This is a genomic window from Flavobacterium anhuiense (assembly GCF_001705175.1).
Taxonomy (GTDB): domain Bacteria; phylum Bacteroidota; class Bacteroidia; order Flavobacteriales; family Flavobacteriaceae; genus Flavobacterium; species Flavobacterium anhuiense.
The window spans coordinates 5016449-5029080 of record NZ_CP016907.1 but is presented as its reverse complement, the minus strand read 5'-3'; the positions used below and the strand labels follow the sequence as shown (position 1 = coordinate 5029080).

Here is a 12632-nt window from a genome sequence, read left to right as displayed (position 1 = left end):
TTTTATTTATCATTATAACTTTTATTTTTACCAAATCGCCCTATGATTACATCACTGTCAATTAAAAATTATGCTCTTATTGAAAAGCTAGCCATAGATTTTTCTAAAGGTTTTTCTATAATAACAGGTGAGACAGGTGCAGGAAAGTCGATTATTTTGGGAGCTATCGGTCTTGTTTTGGGAAAAAGAGCAGATCTTACTTCATTAAAAAATAAAGAAGAAAAATGTGTTATTGAAGCACAGTTTGAAATCGGAAAATACAATTTAAAAGATTTTTTTGAGGCTAATGATTTAGATTATGAAGATGAGACAATCATAAGAAGAGAAATTCTTCCTTCTGGTAAATCTCGTGCCTTTATAAATGATAGTCCTGTAAATCTTCAGGAATTGCAAGATTTAAGTTTCTATTTAATTGATATTCATTCGCAACAGCAAACTCAGGAACTTTCTGATGAGAGCGTTCAGTTTAAGATTATAGATGCTATTGCGAATAATTCAGATGTAATCGCTGAATATCAAAAACTGCTGAAATCTTATAAATCAGATAAATCTAAGTTAAACGCATTGCTTAAAAAACAAAGTGATGCAAGCAAGGAGCAAGAATACCATACATTTTTATTAAATGAATTGGTTGCAGCACAGTTAAAATCTGGAGAACAAGAAGAATTAGAGGCTGACTACGAAAAACTGAATAATGTTGAGATCATTAAAGAATCTCTTGATAAATCTTTAGCCATTGCTAATGAAGAACAATTTGGTGTTTTTCATAATTTGAATGAAATCAAAAATGCATTGCAAAAAGTGGCTCCTTTTTCGCCAGAATATCAAAATCTATTCGAAAGAATTACAAGTTTGACTATTGAGTTTGATGATATTTCTAAAGAATTGGAAAACTGTTCAGAGAAATTATTAAATGATCCTGCACAGTTAGAATTGATAAATCAAAAATTACAGCTGATTTATAATTTGCAGAAAAAACATCAGGTGAGTTCTGTAGATGATCTTCTTCAAATCCAATCAGATTTGGGTAATTCTTTATTGGAATTGGATAATATGGATGAAGAGATTGCTTCTTTGTCTAAAATTATCGAAGAGAAAGCAGTTGAATTAGATAATTATGGATCGAAAATACATGAAAATAGAGTAAATGCAATTCCGAATCTATCAGCACAATTGGTTGCTATTTTAGAAACATTAGGAATGCCGAATGCTCGTTTTAATATGGAATTGCAACCTTCTGAAACTTATTTCCAAAATGGAAAAGACGAATTGCAATTTTTATTCTCTGCCAATAAAGGAACTGATTTTGGTTTGCTGAAAAAAGTAGCTTCAGGAGGGGAGATGTCTCGTATAATGCTGGCTGTGAAAGCAATTTTGGCTAAATATTCAAAATTGCCGACCTTAATTTTTGACGAAATTGACACGGGAGTTTCTGGAGAAATTGCAATTAGAATGGGAGAGATTATGAAAGAAATGAGTACAACGATGCAGATATTTGCTATTACTCATTTGCCTCAAATTGCAGCAAAAGGAGATTCTCACTTCAAGGTTTCTAAATCGACTATTGGCGATGATACACAGTCTGAGTTAAAGCTTTTAGCTCAAGAAGATCGAATTATAGAGATTGCTCAGATGTTGTCAGGAGCTAATATTTCCGACTCGGCTTTAAATCACGCAAAGGAATTATTGAATTAAAACAGAGAAATGGAAAGTTTGAGTTTTTACGAAAATCAGTTTATAAAAGCAGATTCGTTAATTTCTGAAGGAAATTCGGCAGATGCAAAAGAACTGTTGGAAGAAATTTTATCGCAATATCCTGATTTTGGCAAAGCCCATAATCATCTGGGATGGATTTATTATAACAAGCTAAGTGATTACGAGAGAGGAATCTATCACTATAAATTGGCTATGAAATTTGATCCTAAATATCCTGCTCCATACTTAAATTATACGTATTTGCTGATTGATATTGGCCGTTATGCCGAGGCAAAAGAGCATATTAATTTTACATTGGCTACATTAGAAAATGCTGATAACTCTTCTTATAACAGTGAATTAGGAAGAATGGCGGAATACGAAAACCAATATATTGTGGCTTATGGGTATTATAAAGAAGCTGTGAAAAACGCATTAAACCCAAATTTTATTGACAATATGAAGGCCAATATGAAAAGGGTTAAAGATAAAATGTCTATTTTTGAAAAATTAAAACTGAAATTGAAATAATACAAAAAAAATAATTGCAAGATGATTATAGAACCTAGAATGAGAGGATTTATTTGTTTGACTGCCCACCCAACTGGAGCTGAACAAAATGTAAAAAATCAAATTGAATACGTAAAATCTAAAGGAGAAATTGCTGGAGCTAAAAAAGTTTTAGTAATTGGTGCTTCTACAGGTTTCGGATTAGCTTCAAGAATTACTAGTGCTTTTGGTTCTGGTGCATCAACAATTGGAGTGTTTTTCGAAAAACCGCCAGTTGAAGGAAAAACTGCTTCTCCAGGATGGTATAATTCTGCAGCATTTGAAAAAGAGGCTCATAAAGCAGGTTTATATGCAAAAAGTATTAATGGAGATGCCTTCTCAAACGAAATTAAGAGAGAAACTCTCGATTTAATTAAAGCAGATTTAGGTCAGGTAGATCTTGTGATTTATAGTTTAGCTTCTCCAGTGCGTACAAATCCAAATACAGGCGTTACGCACCGTTCAGTTTTAAAACCAATTGGACAGACGTTTACAAATAAAACAGTTGATTTCCACACAGGAAAAGTTTCAGATGTTTCTATTGCTCCTGCAAATGAGGAAGATATTGAAAATACAGTTGCTGTTATGGGTGGAGAAGACTGGGCAATGTGGATTGAAGCTTTAAAAGCTGAAAATTTATTAGCTGAAGGAGCTACAACAGTTGCTTATTCTTATATTGGTCCAGCATTGACTGAAGCAGTTTACCGTAAAGGCACAATCGGGCGTGCTAAAGATCATTTAGAGGCTACTGCATTTACTATCGGTGATTCTTTAAAATCTATTGGAGGAAAAGCGTATGTTTCTGTAAACAAAGCTTTGGTTACACAAGCAAGTTCTGCAATTCCAGTAATTCCGTTATATATTTCTCTTTTATATAAAATCATGAAAGAAGAAGGAATTCACGAAGGTTGTATCGAGCAAATTCAGCGTTTATTCCAAGATAGATTATACACTGGTTCTGAAGTTCCTGTTGATGAAAAAGGAAGAATCAGAATTGATGATTGGGAAATGCGTGAAGATGTTCAGGAAAAAGTGGCTAAACTTTGGTTAGAAGCAACAACTGAAACATTGCCAGAAATTGGTGATTTAGCAGGATACAGAAATGATTTCTTAAACTTATTCGGATTTGAAGTTCCTGGTGTTGATTATAACGCAGATACTAACGAAGTTGTTGAGATAGAAAGCATCAAATAATACCAATTTACTTAGTAAAACGAAAAACCATCAGCCAAAAGTTGATGGTTTTTTTATGAATATACCATATCTTTGTTAAAATTTTACAACACTAAAAATATACCCTTTAATAACGCGCATCCTGCTATGATTTTTTCTTTAATTATACCCGTGTATAATCGTCCAGATGAAGTTGATGAGCTTTTGGAAAGTCTCTCAAAATCTGATTATAATGAAGCTTTTGAAATTGTTCTTGTCGAAGATGGATCTTCAATTCCATGTCGTGATGTGGTGATGAATTATCAAGGAAAATTAAATATTTCATATTATTTTAAAGAAAACTCAGGTCCTGGAGATTCTAGAAATTTTGGAATGCAGAGAGCTAGAGGAGATTATTTCATCATTTTTGATTCAGATTGTATCATTCCCTCGCAATATTTGACAGAAGTTCGCAAAGAATTAGATGCAAATTATGTGGACTGTTTTGGCGGACCAGATAAAGCACTAGACAGTTTTTCAGACATTCAAAAAGCAATCAATTTTGCTATGACTTCTTTTTTGACAACAGGTGGAATTAGAGGCGGTTCTGAGAAAATCAATAAATTTCAGCCACGCAGTTTTAATATGGGTATTTCTAAAAAAGCTTTTGAGGCTTCGAAAGGTTTTGGAAACATACATCCTGGAGAAGATCCAGATTTATCAATTCGTTTATGGAATTTAGGTTTCGAGACAAGACTTTTTAAAGAAGCTTATGTGTATCATAAAAGAAGAATTGATTGGGAGAAGTTCTCTATTCAAGTAAATAAGTTTGGTATTGCAAGGCCAATTTTAAATAGTTGGTATCCAGAACACAATAAGCTTACTTTTTTCTTTCCAACATTTTTTATACTCGGATTATTATTAGCTTTTTTATTGTTAATTTTTAATATCGATATTTTATTACAATTATATTTCGTATATTTCGTTATAATTTTTCTTACAGCCAGTGTGCAAAACAAAAGCATCAAAATTGGATACTTGTCTGTAATAGCTGTTTGGAAACAGTTTTATGGTTACGGAACAGGATTTTTGAAATCATATGTGAAAGTTATTTTGTTAAAGAAAAAGCCACAAGAAGCTTTTCCGCGTATGTTTTTTAAATTATAAGAATGACAAAAGTTATTGGTCTTACAGGAGGAATTGGCAGCGGTAAAACAACTGTTGCAAACTATTTTGAAGAAATGGGCGTTCCTGTTTATATCGCCGATGACGGTGCTAAAAGAGTAATGCAGTCAAAAAATATTCTCGATGAAGTAAAATCTGCTTTTGGTGGCAATATTTTTGATGGTGATATTTTGAATCGTGCCAAATTAGCACAGATAGTTTTTAATGATAAGGAACAATTGGCAAAATTGAATGTCATTGTGCATCCAGCAGTGAAACTTGATTTTGAAGCTTGGCTAGAAAAATATAAAAATTATGATTATGTGATTTATGAAGCCGCAATTTTATTTGAAAGTGGCCGATATAAAGAATGCGACGTAATTATAACCGTTACAGCTCCAGAAGAAGTGAGAATTGAACGAGTTATAAAACGAGATAAGACTACCCGTGAACAAGTTGTGAGTAGAATGAAAATGCAGTGGAATGATGAAAAACGAATTTCTAAGAGCAATTTCGTGATTAATAACAATAATCTTAAAAATGCTAAAGAAGAAGTTGTTAAAATTCTTAAAATTTTAAATATAAAACAAAAACAGTCTTAAATGTTAATATTTGGTTAATGTATTATTTAGTATATTGTTAAAATATTAATTTTGTTTCGATGAATAAATTATTTTTTAGAATACTTGTTTTATTGATGAGTCTGTCCTTGATAGGGATAATTCTGGTTCAAGTATTTTGGTTCAATTCTTCGTTCAAAAATAATGAAGAGCAATTTAAATACCACGTTACTCAAGTAATTGGAAATGTTGCAGATAAGCTGGAACAACAAGAAGAGTACAGTTTCTACGACAAATACAACCGTATTAAAGACAGTACGGGTAAAATTCCAAAAAAAGAAGATTTACTAGAAGTACTTTATGTACAGAGAAACACAAAAACAAATAAAACAATTGTTTATTCTAATACCTTGACATCTGAGGATTATGATATCAATGGTTCGGTATTTAACAAAAAATTCAGCAGTGAACGATTTAAAAATTTTAGTTCAAAAAGAGTAACTGAAGTTTATAATAACAATAACGGAATTGATAATAATAGTTTAGGACAAAGTATTATTCCTGATCTGAAAATTGAAAAATCAGGAAGCTTAGACATATTAAATAAAGTTCAGCAACAGATTCAATATAAAGATATTGCTTCTTTGACTCCAATTGAAGGGAGAATCACAAAAGATAAGCTTTTTAAATTATTGAAGAAAGAGCTTGAAGAATATGGTGTAAAAACCAAGTTTGAATTCGGAATATACAGTAGTGGTAATCCAACAAAGATAAAATCTGACGGATTTCATTATGATAAAGAAGCTACATACAATATTCCAATTTATACAGATAATGAAGGAAATAGCAGATATGAACTTTCGGTTACGTTTCCTCATAAAAAGAAGTTCTTATTATCCGAGTTGTTAAGTATTACTATTTTATCGATAGTTTTTACTTTAATCATAATTGTGGCCTACACGAGTGCATTAAATCAGCTATTGCGTCAGAAACATATTTCTGAAATTAAAACAGATTTTATTAACAACATGACGCATGAGTTTAAAACTCCGATCGCTACAATAAATTTAGCACTAGATGCGATAAGAAGTCCTAAGGTTATTGAAGATAAAGAAAAGGTTTATCGATATCTTCAAATGATTCGAGACGAAAATAAAAGAATGCACGCTCAAGTCGAAAATGTATTGCGTATTTCTAAACTAGAAAAAAGGGAGCTTGACATTACAAAAGAGCCTACTGTAGTTACAGATATTATTGACGATGCAATCGAGCATGTTAATTTAATTTTAGAAGACAGACAAGGAACTGTAGAAAAGCATTATAATGCAGCCAGAACAACAGTTTTGATAAATGAAGTTCATTTTACAAACGTATTGGTTAATATTTTAGAAAATGCAATCAAATATTCTCCAGATGCGCCTAAGATTGAAATTTTTACAGAAAATGTGAAGGACATGATTCTGATAAAAGTAAAAGATCATGGTTTGGGAATGAGTAAGATAGCTCAGAAACGAGTTTTTGAGAAGTTTTATAGAGAGCATACCGGTGACCTTCATAATGTAAAAGGTCATGGTTTAGGATTGGCATATGTAAAAAGAATAGTGGAGGATCACAATGGTCAAGTATATGTAGAAAGCGAAAAAGGAAAAGGTAGCACCTTTATAATAAAAATACCATTAATAAATTAAAATATGGAAAATACTAACAAAAGAATACTTTTAGTAGAAGATGACCTAAATTTTGGGGCGGTTCTTAAAGATTATCTAATGTTAAATGACTTTGAAGTTACTTTAGCTAAAAACGGTATGGAAGGTTTCGAGAAATTCAAGAAGGATGTATATGATTTATGTATTCTTGATGTAATGATGCCTTATAAAGATGGTTACACTTTAGCCAAAGAAATTAGAGAAAAGAACAGTGAGGTGCCAATTATATTCTTGACAGCAAAATCTATGAAAGAGGATGTCTTAAAAGGATACAAAGCTGGGGCTGACGACTATTTAAATAAACCTTTTGATTCTGAAGTTCTTTTAATGAAAATTAAAGCAATCATTCAAAGAAAATCAGCTGATACAAAAGCAGAGCAGGTACAATTTGAATTTAATATTGGTAAATTCCATTTAAATTCAAAATTGAGATTCCTTACTTTCCAAGATGAGGAACCGATTAAATTATCTCCAAAAGAAAACGAATTGCTTAAAATGTTAATTCTTCATGAAAATGACTTAATGCCAAGAGAATTAGCTTTAACTAAAATCTGGAGAGATGATAACTACTTTACTTCAAGAAGTATGGACGTTTACATCGCTAAATTGAGAAAATACTTAAAAGCGGATGAAGATGTTGAAATCTTAAACATTCACGGAGAAGGTTTCAGATTAGTAGTAAAAAGCAAAGTTTCTGAATAATTAAAGTTCATTTATATAAAATATAAGCTCTGAGAAATCAGAGCTTTTTTATTGCTTCAAAATGAAATGTTTTTATCAGTCTAATTATTTGATTGTTAAAGTTATATACTAGTTTTGCTTGTTCTGTTATTTCTGATTTTAAAATTATTTAAAGAATTTTCTTTAAAATAAATTTGGAAATTCAAAAAACAATTCTGAATATTTGCACACGAAAAAAATAATAACCCTTTAAAACGAAGAAAAAATGTTTGTACTTACATCGACATCACAAAGCTTCACACCAAACGAATTTGGTGCAGCGATTCTTCGTGGCTTATTTCAATCTTAGAAAAATACATTTTTAGATATATAAAAAAGCCCGAAGATAATAAGTTTCGGGCTTTTTTTTATTCTAGACACTTCAAAATTTTCCCGAAAAAACATTTAGTATTTATCCAAAAGATAAATGATTCCGCATGTTTATTTTCATTTTGATTTCTTTCAGACTTCAATCTGATTTATTCTGCACAATAACATAATTAAACAATTTATGGGAAATAAATTATCTGGAAAAGACCTGATTAAATTGGGTTTTCCAAAAAACAATTCAATAAACATCGCCTTAGGGCAGATAAACAGATATAGAAAAAGAGAAAAAAAAGAATCTATTCTAACAGAAGCAAAAGATGTTTTGCTAAATCCTGAAAAGTACGAAGGGAACGGAACTTGGGGAAAAGTAGCTGAAGGGCTAATTAAACCTGTCCAAGTAAGGATGCATCAGCTTAAAAACACCAGAGCTCCTTTTAAAATTTTTGGTGAAAATGAAATTGATGAACAGTCAAAATTTCAATTGTACGATTCATTGAAACTGCCAATTTCTGTTGCAGGAGCATTAATGCCAGATGCGCATTCGGGTTACGGATTGCCAATTGGTGGCGTATTAGCGACTGATAATGCCGTGATTCCATACGGAGTTGGAGTTGACATTGGCTGTCGAATGAGCCTTTCGATTTTTGATTTGCCCGGTTCTCATTTTAAAGGAAAAGAACATCAATTGGAAGCCATTTTAAAAGACAATACAAAGTTTGGAATGTATGAAACGCACGCTTCTCGTGTAGATCATGAGGTGTTTTACAATAGTGGATTTCAAGATATTCCATTATTGAAGAATCTTCTTCCAAAAGCCTATAAACAATTAGGAACATCAGGAGGAGGAAACCATTTTGTAGAATTTGGAATCGCCAAAATTGAAAATCCTGAAAATGAATGGAAATTGGAAAAAGGGGAATATTTTGCTGTTCTTTCACACAGCGGTTCTCGCGGATTAGGCGCTAATATTGCGAAACATTATACGTATTTAGCAACAAAACAATGTCCGTTGCCAAAAAACGTACAGCATTTGGCTTGGCTGGATCTGAATACGCACGATGGTCAGGAATATTGGCTGGCGATGAATTTGGCTGGAGAATATGCAAAAGCCTGTCATGATGATATTCACAGACGAATTGCAAAAGCAATTGGAAAAAGAGTAGTTGTAACAATTGAAAACCATCACAATTTTGCCTGGAAAGAAATCGTGAATGGTCAAGAATGTATTGTGCATAGAAAAGGAGCAACTCCTGCTGGTGAAGGTCAATTGGGAATTATTCCAGGGTCGATGACTGCCCCAGGTTTTATTGTAAAAGGAAAAGGAAATGCAGAGAGTCTGAACTCGGCTTCTCATGGTGCAGGACGTTTGTTTTCGAGAGCAAAATGTAAAAGCACTTTTACACAAAGTCAGATCAATAAAGAGTTGAAGAAACACGAAGTGACTTTAATCGGTGGGAATATTGACGAAGCTCCAATGGCATACAAAGACATCACGAAAGTAATGACGAATCAAACTGATCTAGTTGAAGTTTTGGGGACTTTTACGCCGAAAATTGTTAGAATGGATCGTTAAGGAGAAATTTAAAATGGAAAGAATTATTCAGATAACGGCGGGTCGCGGACCTGCAGAATGCACTTGGGTAGTTGCCCAAGTGCTTAAAAAAGTTTTGGAAGAAGCGCAGGATCAGAATTTAGATGTGGTTTTACTTCAGAGAGAGAAAGGAGAAGAAAATGGAACTATTGAAACTGCCTCAATTTCTGTAAAAGGAAAAAATGCCGATGAGTTTGTGAAATCTTGGATTGGAACAATTCAGTGGATTGGTCAGAGTCAGTTTAGGAAAATGCATAAAAGAAAAAACTGGTTTATTGGAATTTTTGAAATTGAACCACAGAAGAATGCTATAGTTTCAGAAAATGATATTCAATATCAAGCCATGAGAAGTTCTGGAGCGGGAGGTCAGCATGTGAATAAAGTGAGTTCGGCAATTCGCGCAACTCATATTCCGACTGGAATTGCTGTTGTAGCAATGGACAGCCGTTCGCAGCACCAAAACAAAAAACTGGCAACAGAAAGATTAATTAAAAAACTAGAAGACGAGAAACTAGTTCAACTTAAAAATCATGTTGGAAAACAATGGGAAAATCAGCTCCATGTGGAGCGTGGAAATCCTGTGAGAGTTTTTACAGGAAGTGATTTTAAAAAGAACAAAGTGGAGAAAAGCTACAAAGGAACTCGTCAGAAATTAAAAAACGATTTACGAAATGAAAACAACTGATAAATACCTTTTTCAAGCCTTGGATAATTATCCGTTTTGGTTGGAAGGAACAATTGAGTCTTTAGATTATGCTTTTTCTTATGATGACAAAAATACAATGGTTTTGTGTTTGTACGGAAGAATTCAGGCGGAGCAGTTAATGAATTATGAAGAAGCGAAATCTTATTTTCAGCAAGCTTTAGCGATTAACATTCATGCTCTTGAAGTATATCCGTATTATCTGAAAACGTTGATTTTAAATGAAGATTACGAAGAAGCACAAAAATTAATTGATTTTGCTCTGACTGTTAAAGGAATAAACAAATCAGAAATTTATGTCAAGAAAGCCATTCTTTTAGAAGCGCAAAATGAGTTTAAAAAAGCATTAGAAGAAATAAAAAATGCGAAACTTCATTTGTTGCAATTTAATTATGAGTCTGATATTATAGATGTTGAAAAGAGGATTGAAAATAAAATTGATTTGCTGAAAAAGAAAAAAGAGAAGAAAGATAAGAAATCTAAGAAAGGCTCTAAAAAGAGATCGAAATGATTTTGAATAAAAAAAAACGATGCAAATTTTGCATCGTTTTTTTTATATGCATCAAGTTTGTCATTTCGACGAAGGAGAAATCTTCGCGAGAAGCTCGACAAAGATTTGATTTTCGTTGTGGATTTACTTGTGGAGATTTCTCCTTCGTCGAAATGACAATATTGTGGATAGTATTGTGAGATTAAAGAAAAGTTATTTCCAATGCAATTCCAAAGCAAAACACGTTTTTTCACCTTTTGTAATGCTGAAAGTTGCGGTTGTATGATCATCATCTTCACTTTCGTGAATTACAACATTATCATTGAGGGAAAGCTCTTTCATAAAATTCATTTCAAAGCTTTTAACTTCTTGTTTCATGATCCGTTTTGGATCAACATGATCAAGGCACCATTCCAAGTATTTTACGTTATTTACGTGATTTACAATATCTAAATCTGATAAATAGACTGTCTTTTCGAAAACGGCTTCTTTTTCGTGGTTGATATTAATTTTTGAAAAACCTTCTTCTGTTGCTCTTTTTTCTGGAAATAATTCGAAATGTTCAAAAGGCAATGCTAAAGCTTCTGGACGACGTGCTTTGGTATTGAAAACGGCCCAATAGGTTTCACTTCCTACGATTTTTTTTCCGTTTACATACATTTCCAAGGCACGGACAGAACGTGAATTTTCTAAACTGTTAATCCATGTTTTTACGGTTACAACATCTTGCCATTTTGGTAATGCTGTAATTTCAACACGCATGCGGCTTAAAACCCAAGCTTGATCAAATTCCTGCATATCAGAAAAACTGATTCCGCCAACTTCAGAATGTGCTGCAGCGGTTAATTGTAAAAGATTACACAAATCTGTATATTTTAAGTAGCCGTTTGGCGTACATTGCGTGAAATTGATTTCCCAGTCCTTGCTTAAAACTGATGTAAAATTGGGAGATATTGGCATTTTTTATTTTTTTTAGGAAATAGAGTAAAGAGGATAGATAAAAGACTTTCTTACTTTGTAAGATTTTTTATGTAATGTATGATTTCTTTTCTATTTGTTGCGTAATCAAACCATTTGGTGTTTTCGTTTCGTTTGAACCACGTTAATTGCCTTTTAGAAAATCTTCTGGTGTTCTTTTTGATTTCTTCTATTGCAAAAGGCAAAGTGAATTCTCCTTCAAAATAACTAAATAATTCTCTATAACCGACCGTTTGAAGTGCATTTAACGCTTTATTAGGATAAAGTGTTTCGGCTTCTTTTAGCAGTCCTTCGTTCATCATGATGTCAACACGCTGGTTGATTCTGCTGTAAATGATTTCTCTGTCGGCGTCTAAGCCAATTAAAATAGGAGTGAAGTCTCTATTGTTTTTCTTTTGATTTAAAAAGGAAGAATATGGTTTTTGAGCTCCGATACAAACTTCTACAAAACGCATCATTCGTTGCGGGTTTTGTAAAGTTTGTGGATTTTCGGCTGTTATTTTTTGATAATATTCTGGATCTAAATTTTTCAGTTGTTCTTGAAGATATTCAATTCCAAGTTTTTCATAGTTTGAATTTACTTCAGCACGAACTTTTGGATCAATTTCGGGAAATTCGTCGAAACCTTTTAAAATGGCATCAACATATAATCCTGAACCGCCAATGAGAATTACGAAATCATTGGTTTGAAATAATTCTTCGATTTTGGCTAAAGCTTCTTTTTCGTAATCGCCAACTGTGTAATTTTCAAAAATAGATTTGTTTTGAATAAAATGATGTTTGGCCGAATTCAATTCTTCTTGGCTTGGAACTGCGGTTCCTATTGTCATTTCCTTGAAAAACTGACGGCTGTCACAAGAAACGATTTCGCATTTAAAATGTTGTGCCAAAGCAATGCTTAAGGCTGTTTTGCCTATGGCTGTTGGTCCGACAATGGTAATTAGGTATTTCATATTTTTTAGCCCAGATGGAAATGGAAACCCCGGACTTATAT

12 protein-coding genes are annotated in these 12632 nt (G+C 32.6%); 10 read left to right on the top strand and 2 right to left on the bottom strand.

All coding sequences use genetic code 11. From position 1 onward, the window contains the following. The first annotated feature begins 42 nt into the window (after positions 1-42). The 10 genes from recN to BB050_RS21145 all read left to right on the top strand — a co-directional run bounded on the left by recN (position 43) and on the right by BB050_RS21145 (position 10681). Positions 43-1695, top strand: coding sequence for a DNA repair protein RecN (recN, locus tag BB050_RS21190; protein WP_066035018.1), 1653 nt, complete (start codon positions 43-45; stop codon positions 1693-1695). A 9-nt stretch (positions 1696-1704) separates the two neighbouring features. Continuing rightward, entirely contained in the window at positions 1705-2226 is a 522-nt protein-coding gene (locus tag BB050_RS21185) for a tetratricopeptide repeat protein (protein ID WP_008463071.1), read from the top strand. A 21-nt stretch (positions 2227-2247) separates the two neighbouring features. Further along, on the top strand, positions 2248-3438 hold the full coding sequence (gene fabV, locus BB050_RS21180) for an enoyl-ACP reductase FabV (RefSeq protein WP_066035017.1): 1191 nt from the start codon (positions 2248-2250) through the stop codon (positions 3436-3438). Positions 3439-3564: 126 nt separating this feature from the next. Continuing rightward, entirely contained in the window at positions 3565-4563 is a 999-nt protein-coding gene (locus BB050_RS21175) for a glycosyltransferase family 2 protein (RefSeq protein WP_066035016.1), read from the top strand. Positions 4564-4565: 2 nt separating this feature from the next. Further along, the gene (gene coaE / locus BB050_RS21170; RefSeq protein ID WP_066035015.1) at positions 4566-5162 is read left to right on the top strand and encodes a dephospho-CoA kinase; all 597 of its coding nucleotides are present in this window, start codon (positions 4566-4568) and stop codon (positions 5160-5162) included. A 59-nt stretch (positions 5163-5221) separates the two neighbouring features. After that, positions 5222-6808, top strand: coding sequence for a sensor histidine kinase (locus tag BB050_RS21165; protein ID WP_008463079.1), 1587 nt, complete (start codon positions 5222-5224; stop codon positions 6806-6808). 3 nt (positions 6809-6811) lie between these two features. Beyond that, positions 6812-7528, top strand: a complete 717-nt coding sequence (locus BB050_RS21160; RefSeq protein ID WP_008463080.1) for a response regulator transcription factor — start codon at positions 6812-6814, stop codon at positions 7526-7528. Positions 7529-8057: 529 nt separating this feature from the next. Further along, entirely contained in the window at positions 8058-9449 is a 1392-nt protein-coding gene (locus BB050_RS21155; RefSeq protein ID WP_066035014.1) for an RtcB family protein, read from the top strand. A gap of 13 nt (positions 9450-9462) precedes the next feature. Beyond that, the gene (gene prfH, locus BB050_RS21150; RefSeq protein WP_066035013.1) at positions 9463-10152 is read left to right on the top strand and encodes a peptide chain release factor H; all 690 of its coding nucleotides are present in this window, start codon (positions 9463-9465) and stop codon (positions 10150-10152) included. Beyond that, a complete protein-coding gene (locus tag BB050_RS21145) occupies positions 10139-10681 on the top strand; it encodes a hypothetical protein (protein WP_066035012.1) in 543 nt (180 codons plus the stop codon). Before prfH ends, BB050_RS21145 begins: the two co-directional genes overlap by 14 nt. Positions 10682-10873: 192 nt before the next feature. On the opposite strand, the gene BB050_RS21140 is transcribed toward BB050_RS21145, so the two are convergent. Both BB050_RS21140 and miaA read right to left on the bottom strand, forming a co-directional pair. Then, on the bottom strand, positions 10874-11620 hold the full coding sequence (locus BB050_RS21140) for an acyl-[acyl-carrier-protein] thioesterase (RefSeq protein WP_008463084.1): 747 nt from the start codon (positions 11618-11620) through the stop codon (positions 10874-10876). 50 nt (positions 11621-11670) lie between these two features. Beyond that, on the bottom strand, positions 11671-12591 hold the full coding sequence (miaA, locus tag BB050_RS21135) for a tRNA (adenosine(37)-N6)-dimethylallyltransferase MiaA (RefSeq protein WP_066035011.1): 921 nt from the start codon (positions 12589-12591) through the stop codon (positions 11671-11673). Positions 12592-12632: the final 41 nt, after the last annotated feature.